At 59.5% G+C, this 23,812-nt stretch carries 21 protein-coding genes; 8 read left to right on the plus strand and 13 right to left on the minus strand.

The genetic code is table 11. The features are described 5' to 3' along the window. Nucleotides 1–300: IS3 family transposase (locus tag DLM46_RS40675; protein ID WP_244306458.1), on the plus strand; the 300-nt coding region annotated here is incomplete at its 5' end. A 217-nt stretch (nt 301–517) separates the two neighbouring features. Here the strand turns inward: DLM46_RS40675 and DLM46_RS41175 are convergent. Next, entirely contained in the window at nt 518–739 is a 222-nt protein-coding gene (locus tag DLM46_RS41175) for a DUF6726 family protein (RefSeq protein WP_341868616.1), read from the minus strand. A 2,519-nt stretch (nt 740–3,258) separates the two neighbouring features. Between DLM46_RS41175 and DLM46_RS33270 the strand changes: the two genes are divergently transcribed. Both DLM46_RS33270 and DLM46_RS33275 read left to right on the plus strand, forming a co-directional pair. Continuing rightward, entirely contained in the window at nt 3,259–4,062 is an 804-nt protein-coding gene (locus tag DLM46_RS33270; protein WP_115108105.1) for a response regulator, read from the plus strand. 765 nt (nt 4,063–4,827) lie between these two features. Then, the gene (locus DLM46_RS33275; RefSeq protein ID WP_115108108.1) at nt 4,828–5,265 is read left to right on the plus strand and encodes a GNAT family N-acetyltransferase; all 438 of its coding nucleotides are present in this window, start codon (nt 4,828–4,830) and stop codon (nt 5,263–5,265) included. Nucleotides 5,266–5,473: 208 nt separating this feature from the next. Here DLM46_RS33275 and DLM46_RS39195 read toward each other — a convergent pair whose 3' ends face one another. The 3 genes from DLM46_RS39195 to DLM46_RS41380 form a co-directional block, all read right to left on the minus strand. Continuing rightward, nucleotides 5,474–5,755 (minus strand): hypothetical protein, encoded by a 282-nt coding sequence (locus DLM46_RS39195; protein ID WP_133300420.1) that lies wholly within the window; start codon nt 5,753–5,755, stop codon nt 5,474–5,476. 78 nt (nt 5,756–5,833) lie between these two features. After that, the gene (locus tag DLM46_RS33280) at nt 5,834–6,331 is read right to left on the minus strand and encodes a lysozyme inhibitor LprI family protein (RefSeq protein WP_115108110.1); all 498 of its coding nucleotides are present in this window, start codon (nt 6,329–6,331) and stop codon (nt 5,834–5,836) included. A gap of 855 nt (nt 6,332–7,186) precedes the next feature. Next, nucleotides 7,187–7,990, minus strand: coding sequence for a DUF3617 domain-containing protein (locus DLM46_RS41380; RefSeq protein ID WP_115108113.1), 804 nt, complete (start codon nt 7,988–7,990; stop codon nt 7,187–7,189). Here DLM46_RS41380 and DLM46_RS33290 point away from each other — a divergent pair. Then, nucleotides 7,989–8,471, plus strand: a complete 483-nt coding sequence (locus DLM46_RS33290) for a hypothetical protein (protein WP_244306459.1) — start codon at nt 7,989–7,991, stop codon at nt 8,469–8,471. The two genes, DLM46_RS41380 and DLM46_RS33290, sit on opposite strands and share 2 nt — an antisense overlap. Before the next feature lie 236 nt (nt 8,472–8,707). Here the strand turns inward: DLM46_RS33290 and DLM46_RS33295 are convergent, their stop codons facing one another. The 7 genes from DLM46_RS33295 to DLM46_RS33325 form a co-directional block, all read right to left on the minus strand. After that, a complete protein-coding gene (locus DLM46_RS33295; RefSeq protein WP_115108115.1) occupies nt 8,708–9,346 on the minus strand; it encodes a PqiC family protein in 639 nt (212 codons plus the stop codon). Between the two features lies 1 nt (nt 9,347). Beyond that, a complete protein-coding gene (locus DLM46_RS33300; RefSeq protein ID WP_115108117.1) occupies nt 9,348–10,994 on the minus strand; it encodes a PqiB family protein in 1,647 nt (548 codons plus the stop codon). Continuing rightward, nucleotides 10,991–11,542, minus strand: coding sequence for a paraquat-inducible protein A (locus DLM46_RS33305; RefSeq protein ID WP_341868617.1), 552 nt, complete (start codon nt 11,540–11,542; stop codon nt 10,991–10,993). The genes DLM46_RS33300 and DLM46_RS33305 overlap by 4 nt, the downstream gene beginning before the upstream one ends. 68 nt (nt 11,543–11,610) lie before the next feature. Next, nucleotides 11,611–12,231: a paraquat-inducible protein A gene (locus tag DLM46_RS33310; RefSeq protein ID WP_115108121.1), complete on the minus strand. Its 621-nt coding sequence runs from the start codon at nt 12,229–12,231 to the stop codon at nt 11,611–11,613. Beyond that, nucleotides 12,231–15,329 (minus strand): efflux RND transporter permease subunit, encoded by a 3,099-nt coding sequence (locus DLM46_RS33315; RefSeq protein ID WP_115108124.1) that lies wholly within the window; start codon nt 15,327–15,329, stop codon nt 12,231–12,233. The genes DLM46_RS33310 and DLM46_RS33315 overlap by 1 nt, the downstream gene beginning before the upstream one ends. After that, nucleotides 15,326–16,468: an efflux RND transporter periplasmic adaptor subunit gene (locus DLM46_RS33320; RefSeq protein ID WP_115108126.1), complete on the minus strand. Its 1,143-nt coding sequence runs from the start codon at nt 16,466–16,468 to the stop codon at nt 15,326–15,328. The genes DLM46_RS33315 and DLM46_RS33320 overlap by 4 nt, the downstream gene beginning before the upstream one ends. Further along, nucleotides 16,465–17,937 (minus strand): efflux transporter outer membrane subunit, encoded by a 1,473-nt coding sequence (locus tag DLM46_RS33325; protein WP_115108129.1) that lies wholly within the window; start codon nt 17,935–17,937, stop codon nt 16,465–16,467. Before DLM46_RS33325 ends, DLM46_RS33320 begins: the two co-directional genes overlap by 4 nt. Nucleotides 17,938–18,111: 174 nt before the next feature. Here DLM46_RS33325 and DLM46_RS33330 point away from each other — a divergent pair, with 174 nt between their 5' ends. Beyond that, nucleotides 18,112–18,798 carry a response regulator transcription factor gene (locus tag DLM46_RS33330; protein WP_115108215.1) on the plus strand — a complete coding sequence of 229 codons (687 nt, stop codon included), beginning with the start codon at nt 18,112–18,114 and terminating at the stop codon, nt 18,796–18,798. Between the two features lie 3 nt (nt 18,799–18,801). Further along, on the plus strand, nt 18,802–19,878 hold the full coding sequence (locus tag DLM46_RS33335) for a HAMP domain-containing sensor histidine kinase (protein ID WP_115108131.1): 1,077 nt from the start codon (nt 18,802–18,804) through the stop codon (nt 19,876–19,878). A 92-nt stretch (nt 19,879–19,970) separates the two neighbouring features. Here the strand turns inward: DLM46_RS33335 and DLM46_RS39705 are convergent, their stop codons facing one another. Then, entirely contained in the window at nt 19,971–20,132 is a 162-nt protein-coding gene (locus DLM46_RS39705) for a hypothetical protein (protein ID WP_165848112.1), read from the minus strand. Between the two features lie 514 nt (nt 20,133–20,646). On the opposite strand from DLM46_RS39705, the gene DLM46_RS33345 reads away from it, so the two are divergent. Both DLM46_RS33345 and DLM46_RS33350 read left to right on the plus strand, forming a co-directional pair. Beyond that, a complete protein-coding gene (locus DLM46_RS33345; RefSeq protein ID WP_115108135.1) occupies nt 20,647–21,693 on the plus strand; it encodes a glycoside hydrolase family 3 N-terminal domain-containing protein in 1,047 nt (348 codons plus the stop codon). Nucleotides 21,694–21,698: 5 nt separating this feature from the next. Beyond that, nucleotides 21,699–22,712, plus strand: a complete 1,014-nt coding sequence (locus DLM46_RS33350; protein ID WP_115108137.1) for a glycoside hydrolase family 3 N-terminal domain-containing protein — start codon at nt 21,699–21,701, stop codon at nt 22,710–22,712. Nucleotides 22,713–22,809: 97 nt separating this feature from the next. On the opposite strand, the gene DLM46_RS33355 is transcribed toward DLM46_RS33350, so the two are convergent. Then, on the minus strand, nt 22,810–23,586 hold the full coding sequence (locus DLM46_RS33355; RefSeq protein ID WP_115108139.1) for a DeoR/GlpR family DNA-binding transcription regulator: 777 nt from the start codon (nt 23,584–23,586) through the stop codon (nt 22,810–22,812). Nucleotides 23,587–23,812: the final 226 nt, after the last annotated feature.

Here is a 23,812-nt window from a genome sequence, read left to right on the forward strand (position 1 = left end):
TCTTCATGCCGAAAATCCGAGAGTAAACGCGAAATCCGCATTGTTAACAACCCCCTTCTGGCTGCTTTGCTATTCCACCATCGTTTCTGGAAGCGTCGATTTGTGTATAACGAGATGGGTTTATTCGGGCGGCTGAAGACGGAGTTGTTCTATCCTCGTGATTGGCGGGCTACGACCGTTGAGCAATTCATTGAGGCAGTCGACTCTTACATCCGCTGGTATAACGCAAAGCGGATTAAGATCTCGCTCGGCTCTCTCAGCCCGCTCGAATACCGGGAGAGTCTTCGAATCGCAGCATAAACCGGTCCAAGATTTTAGCCGCACCCCCACCGTTTTCATCTAAATTTGACCCACCCCGAGACAGCGTAGTACATCTATTCCGATGCTTCTCTGTACCGATGAGCGGTACGGACGTCACGGTAGTCTGTTGCGCCGACACCTGATTAACGCGCAACGATGCAACGGCGCAAGCCAGCACGGCATGCCTGATCCGGATGAGTTTCATGGCTCGACTTGCTTAGTCGATGGCAGCGGCACAGGCGTCGAGCGGCGTCGCGGCTGAGTGGCCGACTACGGGGACAATCTTCAGCACCGCTGAAGTCACCCGGCATGGCAGTGCGACAACCCCACAACCATTGAGTGGCAGCAGCATTGCACCCGTCAACAGCCACATTGCGAACCGCGCGGCAACGCGCCGCGTACCGTTGAAATTGCGGAATTTCGACACAGTAACCTCCATATATCAGGCCGTTGTGATGATGTGTTTGCCGCCGAAGTCAACGGGTGGGACGGACGTTTGCGCGGTGCCCGCTTTGTCGTTTGTCGACGCGGAAGTCATCGACATGCTGTGCGCGACGGGCTTTTCAACCTTGGCGGGCCGGTTATTGTTCTGTGATCGCCTGAATTGATTGTTCTGGATAGTCATGACAAACCTCATGAAGTACGAAAGTCTTCGGGAACACCGCTTTGCGGTGTGCTACTGTGGCTCGACGCACACGCCGTCGTGTGGCGTAGTGAATGATCGCGCAAGGTCTTGCCCAATGATGCGCTGAGAAAAATACACATTTCTGAGGTGCTTACGAATGCACGCGAGATGTTTCCTGCGTGGAGAAGGAGCCGTGTTGCGGCATATCTGCAGAAAGATGCAGGCTAGGGAATCTTTCAAACGTCGACGTATGAGACCGTGCACAAATCACCACGCCGCAAGGATCGCGATGGTAGCGGCATCAGATGATCGAATGTTGCGAGCTGTCCACGCTGTCCACGCTGTCGACCTCGGCCGTCGACGTGTTGCTGCTTCGCTGCATCCGACGTCACCCTGACGCAGCCACACGCCGCACATCGCTGTCAACCATGGTCGTGATGCACCGCGTACACACAAGTGAATGGCGGCTATCGAAAAGCGAGTATTCACAATGAGTCTATCTCGAGCCCTTGAGGCCGGAGGAGGCGGCCGCTGGCCATCTAATTCCCGCGCAGGAGATGTGTCGAGATGGGTTGCGGCGATGACGCGGGTTATCGTCCGTGGTCCCGAACTACTGCCGGCGTCTTGGGTGAGTACCGCCGATGACAGTTCACTATTTCGCGAATCTTTTCACCGGCTTTGCCTGCTCCCGGAGATTTACGTCATCACCCGTACATGCGGTCAACGGCCTCAAAAGATAAGTACTCTCTATTGAATGCCTCCTGATGGTTGATGATCCCTCGGATGAGGACCTTCGACGCCAGTAGGCGTGCCGTTGTGCAGCTGCTGGCTGCCGCCGTCAGTTGATGCTGGCGGATGCCGCGTGACTGAGCCGGTGGACGGGGTAGGAGGCGGCGAGAGCACTTGGAATGTGTGCATCCATTGGGGGCCATACAACAAGTTGACCACCGAAGGCTATACATGACCGACATTGTCATATGGCACAGTCCCAAGTGCATCGCGGATCTCCACGCCTTGACCTCAGAAGCGTCCTGGACCTGGACCTGGACCTGGTCCAAGTGGCACGGGTGCCAAGAGAGGGACGGCCGGTGGGGGAGGCGCAGGTGCGAAAGGTACGCAGGCGGACAGCAGCAACGACGAAACCAACGCCGTGGCAGCGATCTTCAGGGAAATTTGGTGCGTTATTGGCAAGACAGGCTTCTTCGATCGTTCCAACTCGGTGGCGATAATAAGGTTGGTTTGCTCAAGCGAGAGTGACATCTGCGAGTTCCTGGTTGGTAAATAGGATAAATCGGACTGGCGGGGCGATCAGCCCACGGCGTAGCGATAGATAAAGACCTTCGACTGTGCGGGCAGATTGTCGTCGTCGGATGTGGTAACCATTATCTGTAAAAGCTGATCTCGGCTGTGCGAACGGGCAACGGCACACGTTGCCCGACACTGGAAACCTGCCAAAGATAGCGGGAATGTGTGGCGACGTGAGCGAGCTCGCGATGCCATTGGGCGTTTCTAGCATCGTAGGCGCGCCTTTGGTTCAACGCGGTTCGGCAGCGTTAAGCTGGGTAAAACTCTCGAAATGAGGATGCAGCCAATCTCGGCAAGAGGTTTAATCTATCGCTATCGAACAGCCATGTCGCATCAGACTCAGGGCGGTGGCCGACGCCACGTTGGCAGTGGACTAATGTCGGAACGGACTACGATCAATGACTAGCATGTCAATGCTGCGGTATCCGGCACTCCAGTTGTCCTGCGCGCACAACAAGACCTTGACGCAGCGCCTGGATTGCGCGGCAAGCGTGCTTCCACACGCGGGTGCTGCGGCAAATTTCAGTGTCGTCAGTGGAGTCTGAAGATCCTGCAGTCATCTGGGGAACAGCGGCACATCATTTGCGGGATGAGATCGATGCCCGACTGGTTCTTTCATTCGCGAGGATGGGTTACGCGTTGCAGACCGGCGGCGATTCGGCTCAGAACCAAGAACCATATCGCAGCGTGCCACTGGCGGCTCCGGTGTACCCGGTCAGACATACCTTGTACCCGGATTTTTACCCAGCTTAACGCTGCCGAACGGCGTTGAACCAAAAGCGCGTCTACGATGCCCGAAATTTCAGCGATGTCATGAGTTCTTCCAGGTCTCCTATCTTGTTGCTGCGCAAACTTCGGACCTTGCGAGCCGTGTGCTTGCAGGTTGCGTCCAGCGCACATCGGAGGATGTCGTGCGCTTCCCGGGACATTATTTTCGCCGCAAGGCTGCCGACTGTCAGCGGCTTTGCCGGCTGCCGTGTCATTAGAGTGCTGCAACGGCCTGTTGGCCACGATTGCGTGATAGATCAATGATAGACGTCGAATTTATGGATTGCGGGCGCCCCTATCATCTCTTCGTCGTGAAGGGTGATGTAAAGCTAAGGGACATGCTTTGCAACTACCTTGAGAATCATGGACTCGTTATCACGCCCATGGCCACTGCAGAAGAGATGCTGCGTCGCGTGCACCGTGTACGTCCCGATCTGATCGTGCTCGATGCGAGGTTGGCGGCGATGTCGGGACTTGTCGCTTGTCGCAAGTTACGCGCCGAGGGCGATTCAGTTCCCATCATCTTGCTGACCGCGCACAGCGAGGAGATCGAACGTGTGATCGGGCTGGAGATGGGTGCGGATGACTGTTTGAGCAAACCGTATCAGCAACGGGAGCTGCTCGCTCGTGTGCGAGCCGTTTTGCGGCGTACTGGCGTTACACCAGGGGCACCACGCGATTCAAGTGCTCCAATACAAATTGGCCAATTTGTATTCGATGTTGCTGCCCGAAGTCTGCACCTCGGCGACAAGGTGCGCGTTCTCAATACCGTCGAATATGCGATGCTTGCTGAGCTGACAAAAAATCCTGGCGTCACAGTATCGCGGGAGCGTTTGATGGCTGCGTCCCATACGCGCGACGATACCGTTTCGTTGCGTGCCGTGGATGCCGCAGTGGTTCGGTTGCGCAAACTACTAGAACCCGATCCCACAGTGCATCGGTACATTCAGACAGTCCGTGGACATGGCTATGTTTTTGTGCCCGTCGAAACCGAGATGATATCAGCGAATGGCGTGTCTTTCTGCGTTTGCGCCGGCTTACAAGGCTGCCGGCTAGCTTCATAACATTGCTGTTGTGCGCCGATACCGTGTGTAACGCGTGGTGAACTGATCCATGACCTGACCAGTTAATTGGCCAAGTGTTCCATGATGCACTGATGTAAGTTGCGCCGTGGCCGTTGAACGAATTCGAGATCTCAAATTGGCAAAGCCGAGTCGCACTCACGACGTGCGATCGAGTTGATCGGAGGGATGTCGGTCGACATTTCGAGCTCGCCGATACGCAAAGCGTCGTTGGAACAGTTTCCGTCGGCGCTCATTCCCGTGGCTACTGCAGCATCGAGAGGCGCAAGTACTTAACGCTTCTGCAGTGCATTGCCCTCGCGACCACCAGGGAACATTCGTAACGATATTACGGGCGCGCGAGCTGAACGGGAACGTGGTATGCCGACCAGTGTCGCGAGTCAAAATTCGTTCAATAATTGTCGCCGCATCCGATAGCGGTGTCCAGTGTGTGACGTCATGAGAGGAGACGGCGATGAATAGACGTCCCAAGAGACAACCCCGTACTCAGCTAATCGGAGCGCGATCAACTGATGGCGCTCACTATGCGATGCAAGACCGCTCAGCCGTTGGCGTTGAGAGTGCCTATCGCGCCGGCCTGTGCCGAAGGGACCGCCAACAACGCGGTCGCAGCGAAACCGCAGGTCACGCAGCAAACGGTTTCGAAGTGGCGTGGGTGATTTGTCTCGGATCGTGACGAGTGCAACTGAACATGGGGATCCACGCCTTACTGTGAATTCGTCAAGCAAAGATAAGCGATTACTAACAATGAACCAACTAATCATATTGCGCGCGGCGTCAACGGCTGACGTACCGTTTCTCTTCAGGCTTCGCAAGCTCACGATGACCGAGCACTCGCAACTGGGCTGCCTACCTACGAACGATGAGGCACACTACCAGCGCATTTTGTCGAACTTCGAAGACGCCAAGATCATCTGCGAGGGGTTTGCCAGGGTGGGGCTTTTAAAGCTGAGTCGAACGAATCACGATTGGCATCTACACCAGATCCAGGTATTGCCCAGCCATCAAGGCAAAGGTATTGGCGAAAACGTTCTGCGTGCGGTGCTGGCCGCAGCAAAGCGCGAAGGTGTGCCTGTCTCTCTAACTGTCCTTCATGGGAATCCTGCGCGTCGACTCTACGAACGACTCGGCTTCAAACTCGGCACGGAAACGTCAGTCGACGCGAGGCTGATATGGCATTTGTGAGAGCGCCTTACACGGCCATCCGCGCGATAACGAATCGGACCGCTTGAGCAGGGTCGTTAATTGACCGGATACGATTCCCGATAGCATCGCCGATAGGATTGTTTGACCGCTGAACCTCGCGCCCTCGAAGAGTTCTCTTCCGCTCTATCCCTGATGTTGGCAGCCGAATTATGTGCTTGGGCTGCGGAATCTCGAACTCGCTCGACAACTATATCGAGCCGAATTTTCGCACGCTCAGTGATTTCGGGTCGGAATGGGCAACGCTTTCCAACATGGTATTTCCAGCGGCCGACGAACTGAAACGCTCGAGATATTCGGAGTGCGGTAAAGCGTAATATTCTTTCCGCGTACTTTGGAGAACGAGCGTTGTCGTATCCGTCTTTGCATGGCGTCCCGGTCGCCACTGACCCGTCTGCGGATCTATCCTTGACCCGATCCAGAACAGGCCGAGGATCGCGATCGGCGCGACAAATAAAAAAGCGATCAGCACAACACTACCCACATTCCGTGATTGAGATGAGCTGATCCTGACCGAATAGGCACAATCTCCCCTTCGATCGCGCGTCGCTTACTGCTTTCCTGTATCGGAGGGCGGACGCACTCCCTTGAGTTCCAGCACGGCATTCTGAGCGTCGGGGAAGAGGCCTTGAGCGGTCAGGTTTGCCTTGAGGGAGAGAATCTGCGCTTGCTGTCCCTGTTGAATATCGGCATTGAGTTCGGCGATGCGGCGGATGTACCAATTGATAACGCACGCCTTGTCCTTGCATTGACGCTGTCGCCAAGACCATTGACTGATGCGGTCGGCTTCGAGTGCCTCGATGTCTGGTGCGAGGTATTTGGCGTGGCTATAGAGCGCAGCAAGCTTGTCATCAAGCAAAGACAGCTCAGGGTCCTCGCAGACCAGCTTCTCGGAGGCGGATACGCTGTAGCGACATGGAAAACTGGCGGCTTGCGCAGGTCGGGACGCGGCGAAGAGCGTGCCAAGCACAGTGGCAGTTACGCCGATCATTCGCACGACGTGGCGAGCGAGGATTGCATCCCGGTGACCAATTGCGAAGAAGTACATGGTAGATATCCGATAAGATGAAATGGTTTTCCGAAATGGATAATGTCTTACGCATTGGACGGAAACTAGTGGGACATCGATAGGGTGACGATTCCACCGACACCAATCGCCGTACCCACAACGATGCCGGAAAGGAATGGTAGATTGGTACATCCCGTCGTGCACAACATGAAGACTATCGCGATTAGGGAAATGGATCGTCGCATTCTGTCGCTCATCATTAATTTATCTACAATAAAACAATGGATCTGCGGATTTGCGCAATGCGCGGAGGCGCGTTACTTTCGTCAAATCGGACGTCGTAGCGCATCGACGGTAACGGACCGAACCAGGCAGAGAGTGCATGACCAGTTTTCGAGATGAAGCGCTGTCGGGCCATATTATTCTCCATTGCGAAACCTCGCGATGCGGGGAATAGCGGCGCATAATTGGCATGTGTTACCACAAATTTCAGGAGTCCTATGTTGTAGTTTCCGTGACAGTCTCAATGCCGCCAGATTTTTATATTTTGAAACGACCATCGCCGCTCTGACGAGGCTGGAATGGCGGTGATAAAAATTGATTTTCCATAAGGTTCTGGGGGTACCAGACCGCTTGTTGCGCATGCGCCGAATGTGGATCGACCTGTCTCTGGCGGTCAGCTTAGTTAGGGTGAGTCTCCAGTTGCTCAGGCAAACGCTTGATCATCAGATCGCTTAGTAAATTGTTAATGCCGAAGGCGGCGATGCTGGGATGTCGACTCAGTCCCGCGAATGGATTCGTCAGCATGCAATCCTGACTCCTCGGCGGCTGAGTATTGAAGTGCGGCAAACGAGGCTAACGCGCAGGTGACAGTATCTGCAATGAACCCGGCATTCAAGGACAGTCTCCCAGGCGGCGTGCCTGCACGATGTGCTGAATGGAGCGGGAACCGAAAGGCATTTTCAGCTCGAATGTCTCCAGCAGAGACACCTGATTGGGCGCGGATGTCGCCTTTCCGATTCCGGACATTGTAGGACGTTCGCACGCCAGTTCCCACGAAGACTGCGCGCCCTCACGGCGGACATTGGAGTACTCACATTTCGGGGGCGGCTTGGAGTCATCGTCGCTCGGCTGGGGTGCAGCAGCCATTAGCGCTTTCTCCGGGATCAAGCCAAGTGCTGCCTCCGAAATGCACACCGTCCGAATGCGCTCGGCAGCGTCGCCAAAGGGCAGGCCTTTGAAGACACCTGTCAGTTCCCATTTTCCTGGTTCCACCGGCGGCTTCGCAAATGCGCTCGAATGTATAGCGATTAGCATCCAGAAGACTGATCGCGCTCTGTGCAATGCCATGACATCACCCCGTAGTTCAAGAACTAGGGATTGTAGGATTCGACACACCTCTGACAATGCTAGGAACGTGACGGCATGTGACGCACGCGGGGCTAACGTCACAGTCCGTCTCTCGCGCGAGTGGCGTGGCGACGACGGCGAAGTCACAGTATGGATCGTGGCGCAACCGTCGACACCACATGTCGTCGTCAAATGGCTTACGACTTGACCTCGTGCAACAGAGTTTGGGGACCAGCGCGTAAATCGTGTCACTCGCCGCCTCAAGCGGAACGCTCGCTTGCGGGATCCCAGGCAACCCTCTTCGGCGTACCAATGCCGGGCAATCACCCATACCAACGGCAGCAACATGAACTATTTCACTAGACTTTTGACACTCGGTTCGATTTCAATCGCCTCGCTCATGGCAGGGTGCACGGCTACAGGGCCAACGGCCCCAGCGGGCCCCACGGCCCTAGCGAAGAGCGTGCCGGATATTTCTGTCCTGATCGATTGCGGGGACTGTCAGGTACGCCCCACTGTTCCAGAGTTGATCCATAAGGGCTACGCAGCGGCGGCGGCCAAAGCCGGTGTCCAGATCGAGAGCGACAAGACAATGATGCTGACGATCAAGGACTACACGGAGCGCGGCCTCGCGGTTCGATCCGTTACCATCGTCGCATCCTTCTTCATCCCACCAATCGCGCTTGTGGCGAAGGATGAGATAAAGGCCGACGCATTGGTCAATGGAAAACAGGTGCCGCTGGAGTACCACTACCGTATCCCTTTCTTTGGTATTGAATCCGTCGCACAGAAGCTGGGCGAGTTGAGCTTCCATGCAGTTGCCAAATAGCTTGTCTGGCCGAGAGCGACTCGCCAATGAGCAGGTCGCAGCCGTGGATTCCCGAGTGCGTTCGCTGGCCGCCGAGGCTCGTCACGTCGTCCGAGAATGGGGGGCAAGCCATCGATCACGACGGTTGCCAGGAGATAGCGGAGGCTGGGCTTTGCCGCCCAAAGTGAATGCATTGGACTACATGCTGACCTCACGGCCGGACGATCTGGGAGTATCCCCTGAATGCAACTTGACGCTCAATGTTGCGCCTCGTTGATGCTGGCCTCCAGGGGGCAACCCATGCTCTGCGAGCGAACCCAATGTCGCGCGTCGGTATCGATCCGGGCAGCGAGCGTTGCGATCACGCGCTGTTGCGCCGTAACCATCCCGGAGTAGCCGCCATCAGCGGGCTCGTCGAAATGACCTGAGCATAGTAACCGGCTGTTTGTGAAGTCGTTCGCGAAACCCAAGCTCCAGTTGGCGTCCAGCTGAACTCGCTGCCCGGGCCATGCATCGAACCGACGAATCTGCAGCTTGATCCTCAGAAGTGGCTTGCCGGAAGGCTGAGGCAGGCCCGCTATGTTCTGCGTGCCGAGCCGCTGAGTCAGCTCTGCAGATAGCGCACCGCGCACCTCGTCACCGAATGGACTTGCCCAGCGTTCGCCGTCGAGCACAGCTACGCCATTCGTGCCCTGTCGCACGACCAGTTGCACCTGATCGAGGTTGGAGGGAATGCCCACGGGCATAACCTCGATCAGAAAGTCGACAGGCTGCTGCGGCGGCGACGCCGTACTAGGCGACGGCGCAAGTAGCGTGTGGTAGTGGACGGGTTCGGAAGCGCAGGCAACGAGACTGAGTAGCAGCGCAACCGGGCCTAGGCGGAGGAGGGCATTCATGTCAGTTTCCGGTTGCGGCAGGATTGGCGTTCGAGGTGGGATGCGAATCGCTCGACATTCCGCGCAGTAGCGCTTCGGGATGACGGCTGAGCAGGTCAATGAGTGTGCGCAGCGAACCGGCGGTACGCTGCACCTCCTGCAATGACTGTTGAAGGTTCTGCTGCAATGGCGCATCGGCGGCGAACGTGCTTTGCACCGCTCCAAGCGCCTGGTTCGTTTGCTGCAGGGTTTGCGTTGCGGCTGGCAAGATCTGGCCATTGACCTGCCGTAGTGTCTCGTGCAAATCCGCTAATGAAGCGTCGACGCGCTCGCCGATGGAGTCCAGCGGCATTTTCTCGATCTTGGCGACTATGCTGGCGATTTGTTCCTGCATGTGGTCGAAGCTTCCGCTAACGGTGGGAAGCGTTAGGGGGCGCGCATGAATGTCAAAGGCGACTGCTGACGCGTTGGGCACGAATTCGAGCGAGATGTAGAGCTGACCGGTGAGCAGGTTTCCTGAGCGTGCCTGAGCCCGCAAGCCGTGTTGGACCATGCTGGCAAGGAACTGGGCCGCCTGCTGCCCGGAATCGCCCCCGTACTTCGGCAACTGCTCGAGCACGTTCCCCACGCGGCTCGGATACACCAAGATGCCGACGATCGACGGGAACCGATGTTTGGCGGCGTCGTAATCGAGCGAGATCGATACCACCTGGCCGATGTTGAGTCCGGAGAATTCCACGGGCGCGCCCACCGCGAGGCCACGTAGGGACTGTTCGAAGCGCAACTGTATGTACTGGCCCGGACCGTCTGGCGGAGCCATCGCGGTCTGTTCGTCTTTTGCCAGCTCGAAGTGTGTCTGGGCCGGGGCGCGGTCCTGTCTGCTGCCGAGTGGTGTGGCGAAAGCGATGCCGCCCGCCATGACAGTGGCCATCGACTGGGTGTTGAGCTTCAGGCCATCGGCGCCTAGCGAAACGTCGACACCGCTGGCGTTCCAGAAACGCGTGCCTATCGTGACGAAGCGGTCGTACGGCGAATCGACGAAGACTTGAAGCTCGATACCGCGACCATCGGCTCCTAGCCGATAGGAGGCGACGCGACCTACCTGGATGCGGCGATAGTAGACGGGGGAGCCAATATCGAGGGAGCCGAGATCATCGGCGTGGATCATGAAGCTTTTGCCGGGCATCCCGTTAATGACCGTCGGCGGGGTCTCAAGCCCCGTGAAGACCCGAGAGGATTGCTGTGAGGTACCTTTGTCCACACCAATGTAGGCGCCAGACAGCAGCGTATCGATGCCCGACACGCCGCCGAGGCCGATGCGGGGGCGTACCACCCAGAACCGCGTATCAGCGCGCGCTACGTTTTCAGCGCTTTTGTTCAGAGACACGGCCGCGACCACATGCGAACCGTCCTCGCTCAGAGTAATGGAGGACACCGTTCCAATCGACACGTCTTTGTACTTCACTGGCGTTTTGCCGGCTTCGAGGCCTGTCGCAGTCTGGAAGGAGACGGATATCGTCGGCCCCGTCGACAGCCACGTATGGAGCAGCAGCGAGAATCCGATCAGCGTCGCGATCGTCGGCACCAGCCAGACGAGGGAAATGTGTTGTCGACGCCGGATTACAACAGGGAGGCCCGGCTCGGGTTTTTGCTCACGGATGTCGCTCATGTTTTCTCGCCGTCCCAAGTCAAACGGGGATCGAATTGCATGGCTGAAAGCATGGTCAGGATCACCATGCCGCCGAAGAAGAGAATGCCTGGGCGCGGCTCGACGGTGGCCAGCCCCTGAAACCTGACCAGCGCGGTGACGATTGCGACCACGAGCACGTCGAGCATCGACCAGTAGCCGATCAGCTCGACCATGCGATAGAGCCTGGCGCGCTCGCGGCGTGCCCAGCGGCTGCCGCGCCGGGCGGCGAGAAGCAGCAGGCCGAGGATCAGGAACTTCGCGCAGGGCACGGCTACGCTGGCGATGAAGATCACGAGCGCGATCCCGTAGGAGCCGGACCTCCAGAACGCGAAGACGCCTTGCAGTATGGTGCTGTCGCTACCATTGCCCAGCTTGGCCGTGAACATCACTGGCATTACGTTGGCGGGGACGTAGAAGATAATTCCCGCCAGCAGGAAGGCGAAGGCGCGCGCGATGCTGTCGGGCCGCCGGCGATGCAACCTGGCGTAGCAGCGAGGACACCGTGTCTGTCCGCTGCCGTCGGCCAAGGCTTCGCAAACCAGACTGCATACATGACAGCCAAGCACGCCAAGTTCATGTGCACGGGGGCGTGGACTCATGCTTGCGTACCGCTGTCTATCAGATCCAGATCCCACAAGTGCCGGACGTCGCGTTGGGTGATCAGCGTGATCAACATCATCAATGCCGCCATGGCCCAGAGGCCGATGGCCGGCGTGACTTCCATAAAACCGGAGAGCTTGACGACGGATACGAGGACGCCAAGCAACGCAACCTCGATCATGTTCCACGGCCCCAATGCGACGAGAAGCCTCATCGCGGTAGCGAACCCGGGTGCGCGGCGACCGGCCCGCGCATAGGCCAGCGTCCATCCGAGGAGCGCGATCTGCAAAAGAGGCACTACGATCACGGACATCGCTATCGGCACTGCGATGGGCGCTGCCGCGCTGTGCGCGAGCGCCGCGGCAGACTGCCAGAGAGTCGCTTCATTATGCTGGCTGCGCAATCCGATGCGAATGACCGGACAAACATTGGCGATCAGGTAGACGATGGCCGCAGCTACAGTCAGGGCCAACCAGCGATCGACGTCAAGACGGATTGCGCCATGTAACGTGGCGTGGCATTCGTCGCAGCGCGCCGTTTCGCCTCGTGCCAGGGAAGGGCGTCGGTAGACCGTGTCGCATCCGTTGCAAACGATCAGGTCGGAATAAGTCTTCATTAGGATGCCGCGTCCTTCGCCAGACCGGCGTGCTCCACGCTGGGCGTGCGGCTGAACCGGCGGCGCAGCCATTGTTCCAGATCATCCACATAGGTAAACATCACCGGAATCACAATCAGGCTCAGGAACGTGGAAGCGAGCAAGCCCCCGATCACCACGATTGCCATCGGTTGGCGGAAGCTGGGCTCCGCCCCCAGGCCAAGCGCGTTGGGCAGCATGCCCGCTCCCATCGCGATAGTCGTCATCAAAATCGGCCGAGCCCGCTTGTGGCAGGCGTCCATCAATGCTTCCAGCCGGCTCATGCCGCGCTCGCGCCGTGCAATCACGGCGTACTCGACCAGCAGGATCGAATTCTTGGTCACGATGCCCATCAGCATCAGCAGGCCGATCAGCGCCGGCATGGAAAAGCTCATGCGGGTAGCCAGCAGCGAGAACATCGCTCCGCCGATCGATAGCGGCAACGCGCAAAGGATGGTGACCGGCTGCAGGAAATCGTGAAACAGGAGTACGAGGACCGCGTATACGCAGAAGATGCCGATTGCCATGGCAAGGCCAAAGCTTCCGAACAACTCGCCCATGCGCTCGACTTCGCCTTGCTGAACCTGATGGACGCCGGGCGGCAGATGCTGAAGCGCCGGCAAGTGCTGTGCTTCGTTGTTGACCTCACCGAGCGTGCGTCCGTTGAGTTCGACGGACAATGCGATGTTGCGATCCCGGTCCATACGGTCGATCTGCGAAGGGCCGCTTCCGATAGAGAGCGAGCCGACCGAAGCCAATGTGACGCTCCCATGGCTGCCTGCCACGCGCAGTTGACCAATGGCATCCAGATCCTGCCGCAACGCGGGATCGAGACGGGCACGTATGGCGATCTGGCGTCCGGGAAGGTTCAGCTTGGGCAGCGTCGTGGAGTAGTCGCCGTAGGTACCGATGCGAACGGCGTTCGCAGCAGCCTCGGCCGTCACGCCCAAGGCGGCAGCCCGCGCGGGGTCGATGTGGAACTGCACTTCAGGGCGTTGCAGTGCTGCGCTGGACGTGACGTTGCCAATGCCATGCAGCGTTCGCAACTGCTTTTCCAGTTCGGACGCTGCGGCCTCCAGCGAAACCGCATCGCTGCCGGCCAGCGTGATCTGAAGCTTCTCGCCGTTGCCGCCGTTATTCACCGACACCCGCACACCCGGCAACTCGCGCAACTGCGCGCGAATCGCGTCCTCCACCACCGGCTGCTTTCGCCTGCGTTCGCCGCGCGGAACCAGATCGACGATGAGTGTCGAACTGCGCGCGTCGGGTGTGCTGCTGGCGCCCTCGAGCGGATCGCCGCCGCCGCTAGCGCGACCCACGGAGGCAAAGACGCTTTCTACCTCGGGCACTCGACGGATCAGCGCTTCAGCCTGAAGCACGGTGGTTCGACTCGATTCCAGCGTGCTGCCAGGCGCCAGTTCGAGCTTGACCTGCGTTTGCGATTTGTCTTGTAGCGGAAGGAAGCCGGTCTTCAACGCGGCGATCGCCGCGAAGGAGATCAGCAGGAACACACCGACAGCCGTCATCGTACGGCGTCGCCTGTCGAGGCATGTACGGACCCAGCGCAGATAGCGGGTCATCAGCGGACTGTCGTGCCCGGCATGACTGGCAGCCTTCATCAGGTAAGCGGCCATCATTGGCGTGAGCAATCGGGCGACCAGCAGTGACATCAACACAGCCACCGACGCGGTCACCCCGAACTGACGGAAAATCAGCCCAGGTATGCCTGCCATGAACGCCGTCGGCAGGAACACTGCCACGAGCGTAAACGTGGTGGCGATCACGGCCAGGCCGATCTCGTCGGCCGCTTCCATCGCGGCCTGGAAAGGGGACTTGCCCATGCGCAAATGCCGCTCGATGTTTTCGATTTCGACGATCGCGTCGTCGACGAGTATCCCGACCACAAGCGAAAGAGCGAGCAGGGTAATCGTGTTCAGTGAATAGCCGGCCAGGTACATGAAGCCAAACGTCGGGATGATCGACAATGGCAGTGCCGCTGCGGAAACCAGTGTGGCCCGGCCATCCCGCAAGAACCACCAGACCACCACGATGGCGAGCAGTGCTCCCTCGATCAGCATGCTCATCGAGCCTTCATAGTTGTCTTCGACGGGCGTGACAGTATTGCTTGCCTCAACCAGACGCACCTGCGGATGCGCGGCGGTAAAGGCGGTTACGGCACGGCGCGCATCGTGCAGCATGGTCACGTCCGAATTGCCCTTTGCACGCGTGATTTGCACGCCGATGATCGGCTTGCCGTTCCGGTATGCGTAAGTCGTGCGCTCCGCGGCGCCGTCGGAGACGAGGGCGATCTGATCGAGGCGCACACGCCGGCCATCGCCGGTGGCAATGGTCAGTGCTGCCACGTCTTGTACAGAACCCACGCCGATCAGGGTGCGTGACGATTGCCGCTCGCCGCCGATATCGCCCTGGCCCCCCGAGCGGTCACGCTGCATGGCCTTGATCTGATTCGAGACGGTTTCTGCCGTCAAGCCGAGGCCAGACATCAGTGCCGGGTTCAGCTCGACACGCACTTCGCGGTCGATGCCGCCAATCCGCTCGACCTTCGAAACCCCCTTCACGGAGAGCAGTGCCTTGGTCAGATCGTTGTCGACGAACCAGGACAGGTCCTGCTCATCGAGCACCGCAGAACTGGCCGTGTAGGTGAGGAGCGGGGCGCCCGCAGCGTCAACTTTCGACACGGTGGGGGCCACCATCTCGCCCGGCAACTCGGCACGCGCGCTGTCCACGGCGTTGCGCACCTCGCTGAGCGCGGCCTGCGGGTCTTTTTCCAGCTTGAAGGTGACGCTGATGCTTACCGCGCCGTCGGTAATCTTCGTCGTGATGTGGTCCAGTTTCGACAGCGAGGTCAGTTTGTCTTCGATCTTGCGGGCCACCTCGGTTTCCAATTGGGACGGAGCCGCGCCCTCTAGCAATGCGGAGATGTTGATGGTCGGCAGATCCATCTCCGGAAAATCCTGCACCTGCAGCTTGTGAAAGCCGACCAGTCCGAAGACAGTCAGCAGAATGAAGCACAGCACCGCTGGGACGGGATTGCGGATCGACCAGGAGGAAATGTTCACAGCCCCTCCCCTGTAATGCCGGTTGCCGCGGCCATGCCCGCGAGGCCCTTGTTCTGCACCACCTTCACGAGCGCACCATCCGACAGGAAGCCGCCGCCGCTGGCCACCACGCGCGTACCGAATTGAAGCCCGGAGATGATTTCGCAGCGGCCGTCGCGGTGGCGTCCCGCTATCACGGTGCGGCGTGCGACAGTCGCACCGTCGGGGTTCAGCACGTACACATCGGTGCGGCCGTCGCGCGGCACCAGCGCGGATTCCGGCAACGTCCATACCCGTGCCTTTCCCAGTTCGATGTAGCCGCTGGCGAACATGCCGGGTTGGGCGTCATGTCCGCTCAGTGCCACGTAGACGATCGCGCGACCGGTATTCGTCGATAGCGTGGGCGACACCAGACGCACCTTGCCGTCGACCAGCCTTCCATCCGGCAACGTCGCGCGCGCTGATTGATCCGCACGAATCCGCGGCAACTGCTGGGCATCGACTTCCGCCTGCCATTCGATTCTCCCTTGGCGAATGAGCCGGAATAGCTCTGTGCCGGCGCCCACCACGTTGCCAAGCAATGCCGAGCGCGACGATATGATGCCGTCGTCTACCGCGACGATGCGCGTTTGCGACAGGGCGATACGCCTATTCTGCAAGTCGGCTTCAGCCGAGGCAAGCGCCGCACGATCAACGATTTCCGTGATGCGGTACTCATCGAGCTTCTGCGCTGATAATGCACCGCTGTCGGCGGCCAGCCTAGAACGCTTCACGTCAGCCTCGGCCTGCTCCAGGTTGGCGCGTGCCTGCGTTACCGCGGCCTCCTGTTTGCGCAGGTCCGCCGACGCAGTGGCATCGGCAAGCCGCGCGAGCAACTGACCGCGCTTTACCTCACTGCCTACGTCGGCCAGTAGTTCGGTAATACGCAAGCTGCCTGTCTCGGCGCCGATCACCGCTTCCTGCCAGGCAGCGGTGCTGCCATTGGCCTCAATGGTGTCGGGCCATTGCAGGTACTGCGGCTCGACCACACTGACGGTCAGTGCGGCGGGCGGCGTTTGCGTCTCTGCGTGGACTCGAAAACCAGATGTCAGCCGCCAAGCGGCGACTAAGGCAACGATGATGAAGGCTGCCAATGCGGCCTTGCGGTGAATCAGCTTCACTGTGTAGTTCCTTGCGAGGTGGCGGGTGTAGTGGGCGTGGGACGGGCAGTCGATATCACGGCGTCGTTGCCCTGCCAGCCACCGCCTAGGGCCTTGTAGAGTGAGATCCAGCTACGGACACGGTCTCGCTGCAGTTCGATGTACGTAATTTCGGCGCTGGTCAGAGAGCGGCGCGCCTGTTCCAGCGTCAGCAACGTGTCGAAGCCTGCGCGCCAGTTGGTTTCCATGGCACTCTCATAGCGGCGGTATTGTTCGGCAGCACGGCGCGCATCGTCGCTGCGGCGCGCGGCTCCGTCCAGGTCGGTGAGCGCCACCTCGACCTCCTTGATCGCCGTCCGCACCGCACTACGGTAGGCGGCCAGCTGCGCGGCATAGCTGGCCTGTGCCGAATCCACGGCAGCCTTGCGCTTGCCCGCATCGAACAACGGAACCGACAGGCTCGGCCCGACCGACCAGGCGGACATCGGGGTGGTCAGATTGGTGGCCGAGAGGCCAACCGAGCCTGACAGCGACAGGCTCGGGAAGCGATCTGCGCGGGCTTGCCCGATCGAGGCATAGGCCGCGGCCAGCGCGCGCTCGGACGATGCCAGATCGGGCCGCTGGCGAACGAGGTCGGCAGGGGCGGTTTGCACGCGGAATGCCCCCGGCCGGGGCAGATTGGGCGCTTGTGGCCGGTCGACGACGTCACGCAGTGTCCGCTCGTCGGCACCTGTGAGCGCCACCAGCGACTTGATCAGTTCTTCGCAGGTGACGCGCTGCTGCGTGGCCGTTGCGTTGGCGCTGGCCGTGCTGGCTTGCGCAAGGTAGCCGTCAGAGGAAGGCGTCATACCGGCACCGACGGCCGCAAGCGTTGTTTTTTCGGTTTTCGCGTACGACGCCGCGGACTCTTCATAGGCGTGGGCAAGCCAGCGGCAGGCCCGGTACTGCACGTAATCGTCGGCAACCTCGGCGGCCAGCGAAACACGCGCGTCATGCCAGTCGTCGATGCGGGCTTCCAGTTGCGCTTGTGACGATTCGCGCCCTGAGCGCACCTTGCCGAACAGGTCGAGTTCCCAGGAGGCGTCCAGCGTGCCGCTGCGCGTGGTCGTCAGGCTCGAGGCGACGGTGCTGCCTACATTGACGACGGACTTTTCCCGCATGACTGACCCGCTGCCTGTTAATGTCGGCCCGGCCTCGGCGTTGCTGGACGCCAGTGTGGCGCGAGCCTCGTTGATGCGGGCCACTGCCTTCGCGAGCGTCGGGCTGTCGGCTTCGGCCGTGCGGATCAATTCGGAAACCGCTGGGTCGTCGAAGCCGCGCCACCACTCAACAAGGTTCTCCACACTTCCACCGTGCGGCAGTTCGGCCTGCCAGCCGGTGGCCTCGACGACCCGTGGCGCCTGGTAAGGCGGCTGCAATGCGCAGGCGCACAACGCAAGGCTGCTCGCGATCGCGGCCAGCCATGCCCGATGGCGACGATTTTGCTCCAATTCATTCAATGCACGCTCCTTGGCCCGCGCCGGGCCGACGAGCGCTATTGTCCAGAGCGCATGATCTAGCGCGGTATGGCCAGGTTAAGTTGCGTAAAATTCGGTGGGAAAGACTTTCTCGTGCAATACCGGCTGCGCCATACTGGCTTCATGATGAACCTCGATCCATCCTCGATGACGTCGGTGCTGCTAGTCGACGACGACGCCGAACTGACCGGCATGCTGGTGCAATATCTTGCTCACGAAGGTTTTGCTGCCGAGGTGGCGCACGATGGGGAGGCCGGCGTGGCCAGCGCGCTGTCCGGGCGTTTTGCCATCGTGGTGCTCGACGTGATGATGCCGCGCCTGTCGGGCATCGAGGCGCTGCGCCGCATTCGCTCGGCCAGTCGCGTGCCGGTGCTGATGCTGACAGCCCGCGGCGACGACATCGACCGCATCTCCGGCCTCAATCTCGGCGCCGACGACTATGTCCCGAAGCCTTGTACGCCAGGCGAACTGGTCGCCCGGCTACGAGCCATCCTGCGCCGTGCGTCCGGCACGAGTGCGGCCGGCGCCAGCAGCCCGATCCACGCCGGGCCGCTCGTGCTGTGGCCTTCCAGCCGGCGCGCCACCTGGCAAGGAGATCCGCTCGAATTGACTGGCACGGAATTTAGCCTGCTCGAAATCCTGGTCCGTCACGCAGGGCGGCTGGTCAGCAAGGAGGATATCTCGCTGCAGGCTTTCGACCGGCCGCTGGCACGCTTCGACCGGCGCATCGATGTACACATCAGCAGCATCCGCCAGAAGCTGGGCCAACGTCCCGACGGGCAGCCGTGGATCGTCAGCGTGCGCGGCATGGGCTACCAGCTGCTGACGGACTGAACCATGCAATTGCCGCTTGGACGCCTGTTCTGGAGATGTTTCGTCCTACTGTGGCTCGCCATGGTGGCGGCATTCGCGTGCGCTGGCTTCTATTTGTATGCGACTGGGCATAACCCACCTCCGCCCGGTGCGATGCCTTGGGTTCTACTCATCCCGGGGCTGTCAGGGGCCGCGGTGGGGCTGCCAGTGGCCTTCGCGCTGGCCTGGTATCTGTCCAAACCGCTACGACATCTAAGCCAGGCGCTGCGCGATGCGGCGCGCGCGCGCTTTGAAGTACGTGTCTCACCGGCACTCGGCTCGCGCCGCGATGAATTCGCCGATCTGGCGCGAGAGTTCGACGACATGGCCGCGCGTCTCCAGCAGGCCGCGATGCAGCAGCGCCAGCTCTTTCATGACGTTTCGCACGAACTGCGGTCACCGTTGGCGCGTATTCAGGCTGCGATCGGGCTCATGCAGCAAGACCCCCAGTCGGCAGCAGCGATGGCCGAGCGCATCGCGCGTGAGGCGGAGCGGCTGGACCAGTTCATTGAGGAACTTCTGACTCTGCATAAACTGGAGGCGGGTGCCATGAACCCGGCGCGCGAACGCGTGGATGTCATGGAGTTGCTGGCCGACATCGTGCAGGACGCTGCCTTCGAGGCGCAGGCGCGTGGCTGCGCGGTGACATTGGACGCGCCGGGCAGTTTTGTGACGGAAGTCGTCGGAGAACCACTTTACCGCGCTTTCGAGAACGTCGTGCGCAATGCCATCAAGTACACCGCTCCCCACACAACTGTGGAGGTTCGCGCGCTTACGTCTAATTCGTCCCAGGCAGCAGGTGACGGGGCCGGGTGGCTCGAAATCAGCGTGAGCGACAGAGGTCCGGGCGTGCCGGCGGAGTCGTGCGAAGAGATCTTTGAACCGTTCCGGCGCCTCGAGCCGTACCAGCACGATGGCACGATGCATGTAGTGCCCGGCACCGGTCTGGGGCTGGCCATTGCCCGTCGCGCGCTGGCGCTGCACGGTGGCGATATCCGCGCAACGCCGCGAGAAGGCGGTGGTCTCGTCGTGGTCGCGCGTCTGCCAAGCCTGGTGACATAGGGGAGCGATCGTGAAAACTATTCAACGTTATTCCATTAGGATTTCGACGCTTTCCCCCTCATTGAAAGCGAGATGGGATGTTGATCTTGATCTCAGGCGCGATTAACCTTCGCCCCTCCAAAAAAACTATCGTCGAACCCTTCGCCGGTCATATATTCCCGCACCTCGAAAGGAAGAGACTTGTCATCCGGCAGCAGCACTTCGGCGGCCGCTGCCGGTGCGGCACCCATAGCCCCGCATCCATCATCAGCCACCTGACCGTCTCCTAGATACTATGGAAGGTCAGCGAGAGTAAGCCCCTGGAGTAAAACGGAGGATTCCGGCACCCGTTTTTTCGAAAGGAGCACGCAAATGGATGCGCCTGTCACGTCCCTTCAAGGGCAACACACAAGGCGCCTCACGCAACGCCTGCACGAGCCATTAAAGCAGTAGCCCGTAAATTTACGACACAGTAAGACTTCTAACAGGCTGTTGAATTTGGATCCCGTGTAAACGGGGTTTGAGGGACGGGCGTTATGGATATCGTGTTCATGATCTTTGGCAGCGGATGCGATGCGCGCGCTCCAACGAGTAGCAGTTCAGCCATCGTCGGCATTTGGCCGGAACGCTCAAAACGTTCATGTTCGCGCACGAGATTAGCCGGTATTGACTTTCTTGATCATGTAAACGAGCTATATTGAGCTATAAGGTGCTATAACAAGCTCTGACTGAACCGAGCGCCATATCGGCGTGTCGCTGGCGCCCTCTCACCCAATAGGAGATATTTCCTTGAACGATCTAATTCAGGACGCTCACGCGGTCCTACTCCCAGCGTTTGGCGGCCTTGAACTTGACGACGTCGTGTTGCGCTATCTGGACAACGGCGGCGTTTCCATCCTTCTGGGCGAAAGCCGGGACGAGTATGTCTCTCGCGCTATGAGCGACGAGCGGCGCGCGAGTGAATCCGCCGGGCAATTCGAAGGCATCACCGAGCTTGCTCGGCGGCACGCGGGCGGAGGTGTCATCGTCGCCATCGACCAGGAGCTCGGCGGCATTCAGCGTCTTCATCAGCTCGCTCCCGCGTTACCGGACTTTGAAAAGGCCCATGCCCTGTCAACGGATGAAATCACGAGGCAGTCGGCCGAGGTAGCAAAGGCGGCACGCGGTCTGGGCGTCAATCTGTTTCTGGCACCAATCGTCGACGTTGTGACCGGCATCAACCCATGGCTTGTGCGGCGCAATCTCGGCGTCGATCCGGCTGAAGTGAGCCGGATCACATGCGCGTTTGTGCGTGGCGTTCAGGCCGGTGGTGTTGCCGCTACCGCGAAACACTTTCCTGGCCACCCGGTGACCGAGCTCGATCCGGCGCTTCATGCGGCGGTAGTCAATGCCACTCTGGACGAGCTGATGCCAGGAATTGGAGTGTTCAGGGATGTTATTGGCGCTGGTGTCAGGGCCGTGATGGCAGGCCCCGCGTTGGTCTCTGCTGTTGACGCCGAAGAACCGTCCAGTACTTCTCCTAAAACGTTGTCCTTCCTGCGTGGGCAGCTTGCTTTCAACGGGCTGGTCATTTCGGATGATCTTGACGCACCGGGCATTCTGCGCGGACGAACAGTCGAGGCGGCAGCAGTGGCATCCCTGGTCGCGGGCGTCGACTTGCTGCTGGTCTCGAGCCAATCAGGTCTCGAGGTAATCGTCCGGACGATAGTTGAGGCGGTGAAGAGCGGAGCGCTTGCACAAGAGCGACTTGCTGAGGCGGCTCAGAGAGTGCGGTCGTTGGCGCTGGAGCTTGAAATTGGACGTGATGTTGGCCTTAACAGCAACAGAGGGGGCTAATCACTATGAGCGAACTATCCCGCCACGCACATGCAGTGCTGTTTCCGGTACTGGAGACACTCGAAATCGACGTCCATATTTCTCGTTTTCTGGATAACGGTGGCCGGAGTCTTTTGTTTGGTGAGACAGGTGAGGAATATGTCTCCGGCCGCATGAGTCAGCAACGACTCAGTCGGGAAACACTTGAAGCCTGGCATGGTGCGATCGAAATAGTGACGGCACGCGCCGGCAAGCTGATCCTGGCAGCGGACGCCGATATCGCAGCCGTACATCGCTTGCAAGGGGTTTCGGCAAAGTTGCCGGCTCGCGACGCCGCACAAAGAATGTCAGAGTCTGAACTGGAGCAAGCCTGTTTTGAGACGGCACGTGGAGTCGTTGATGCCGGTATCAATCTTGCACTTTCCCCTACGGCAGAGGTGCTGACAGGTAGCAACCAGTGGCTGGAGGGGCGCACGTTGGCCGACGATCCGCAGACGGCCTCGCGAATGGTACGGTCTTACATACGTGGTGCGCGCCGTGCGGGTCTCAAGACCACGCTGAAACACTTCCCAGGACATCCGGTCTTGCGAGGCCATCCGGCGAAAGACGAGGCGACGGTGCCTTCGTCGCTGGACGAACTGCGCGCTCAATGGGGTGCATTCCGGGCAGGAATCGAAGAGGGCGTTAGCGCAGTGATGATGGGACCAGCGCGCTTCGAGGCGTTTAAACCAGTGACAGCCGGATCGCTGTCGGCTGAACTTATTGCGCTCCTACGCGGGGAACTGGAGTTCAAAGGACTGGTGATGACCTGTGATCTGGATCATAGGGCCACTATCGGAGACAGGTCCGTCGGCGACACCGCTGTTGACGCGCTGGCGGCCGGTGCGGATCTGCTTCTGTTATCACCGAAAGCTGTGCCTCATATTGATGAGGTAGCGGCCGCCATCGTCAAGGCTGTTGAAGGCGGAAAGCTTGATCCGTCGCGACTTAATACAGCAGCCCGCACGGTATATCAACTGGCCGGCTATCGCTCTGTCTAAATGGTAGTGCGGGGAATCCCGCCACTAGAATTCCCCGGCTTGCCAAAGATCTATCGCATCGCTCTCCGAATAAGCAGTCACTTATTACGCGGAATGCCTACCGGGACGCGACCAGTACCTGCAGCCCACTACCGGCGAAAGCTTTGACCTGCTTTTTGGGTGCGTCATTTTCGACGATGATTGTCGCGATGGCGTCAACGGACATAACGTTATGCGTCGCAACGCTGAGCAACTTCTCCTTGGTGACGGCTATCGCGATCGTCCCGCTTCTGGCCAGAACCGCCCGCTTGAATGACGCGTCTTCGAGACTGAAGGCGGTTAGCCCTTCCTGCGGATCGATTGCACAGGCGCCAAGAAACGCAAGATCGAATGTCAGCCTCTGAATTGCCTCGACTGCAAGCACGCCGACTGTGCCACCTATCGCCTTGTCGATTTGTCCTCCTAGCGTGATCAAAGTCACGTTATCTTTTTCAAGAAGCGCGGATGCAATGACCGGCGAATTGGTGACCACCGTAAGGTTGAGATCTGGAGGAATCGCGCGCGCTATGGACAGGTTGGTGCTGCCGGTGTCAATGAATATGCATTGGTTGTCACCCAACAGCGACACTGCCGCAATCGCGAGAGCGCCTTTCCGTTCCGGTTCCCGCTCCATCCGATGCTGCAGGCTTCCGCCATTGGGCGGAATGGCGACTGCGCCACCATAGACCCTTCGGCATGCCCCGCCTTTTGCGAGATCTGTGAGGTCGCGTCGAATAGTATGTTCCGAAACACCGAACTCTGCGGCAAGGTCGGCGGCGAATACTTTTCCCTTAGATGCGAGCAATGTGCATATGTGCCGCTGACGCTCGTCGGGAAGTGCCTCGTAAGTGAGCATTGGCTATTCCGATGAACAAACCATAGTGAGCAATAACGCGCATTATAGGGCGAAATCTCGCGATCGCCCAATCCCAACATGGGTTACCTTTGGCTCGATGCAAGCGCTCGAAGACTGTTCTCGGACGGGCCAGGAGGTTTTAACCAGGCAGAACGACGTCCTTGCGAGAGCTGCATCATTTCACGTCAGTGCATTCAACGGGGCTGCCGAGGTGCACGCGCCAACG

Source organism: Paraburkholderia lacunae (assembly GCF_003353175.1).
In the GTDB taxonomy this organism is placed as follows: domain Bacteria; phylum Pseudomonadota; class Gammaproteobacteria; order Burkholderiales; family Burkholderiaceae; genus Paraburkholderia; species Paraburkholderia lacunae.

Bases quoted from the DNA above. Each gene is read 5' to 3' on its own strand.
- DLM46_RS41380 (WP_115108113.1), bottom strand. From the start codon at position 7,990: ATGTTGCTGCCGTTGGTATGGGTGATTGCCCGGCATTGGTACGCCGAA.
- DLM46_RS33280 (WP_115108110.1), bottom strand. From the start codon at position 6,331: ATGTACTTCTTCGCAATTGGTCACCGGGATGCAATCCTCGCTCGCCAC.
- DLM46_RS33295 (WP_115108115.1), bottom strand. From the start codon at position 9,346: ATGAATGCCCTCCTCCGCCTAGGCCCGGTTGCGCTGCTACTCAGTCTC.
- DLM46_RS33290 (WP_244306459.1), top strand. From the start codon at position 7,989: ATGAACTATTTCACTAGACTTTTGACACTCGGTTCGATTTCAATCGCC.
- DLM46_RS33310 (WP_115108121.1), bottom strand. From the start codon at position 12,231: ATGAAGACTTATTCCGACCTGATCGTTTGCAACGGATGCGACACGGTC.
- DLM46_RS33335 (WP_115108131.1), top strand. From the start codon at position 18,802: ATGCAATTGCCGCTTGGACGCCTGTTCTGGAGATGTTTCGTCCTACTG.
- DLM46_RS41175 (WP_341868616.1), bottom strand. From the start codon at position 739: ATGGAGGTTACTGTGTCGAAATTCCGCAATTTCAACGGTACGCGGCGC.
- DLM46_RS33275 (WP_115108108.1), top strand. From the start codon at position 4,828: ATGAACCAACTAATCATATTGCGCGCGGCGTCAACGGCTGACGTACCG.
- DLM46_RS33330 (WP_115108215.1), top strand. From the start codon at position 18,112: ATGACGTCGGTGCTGCTAGTCGACGACGACGCCGAACTGACCGGCATG.
- DLM46_RS33270 (WP_115108105.1), top strand. From the start codon at position 3,259: ATGATAGACGTCGAATTTATGGATTGCGGGCGCCCCTATCATCTCTTC.
- DLM46_RS33355 (WP_115108139.1), bottom strand. From the start codon at position 23,586: ATGCTCACTTACGAGGCACTTCCCGACGAGCGTCAGCGGCACATATGC.
- DLM46_RS33300 (WP_115108117.1), bottom strand. From the start codon at position 10,994: ATGAGCGACATCCGTGAGCAAAAACCCGAGCCGGGCCTCCCTGTTGTA.
- DLM46_RS33350 (WP_115108137.1), top strand. From the start codon at position 21,699: ATGAGCGAACTATCCCGCCACGCACATGCAGTGCTGTTTCCGGTACTG.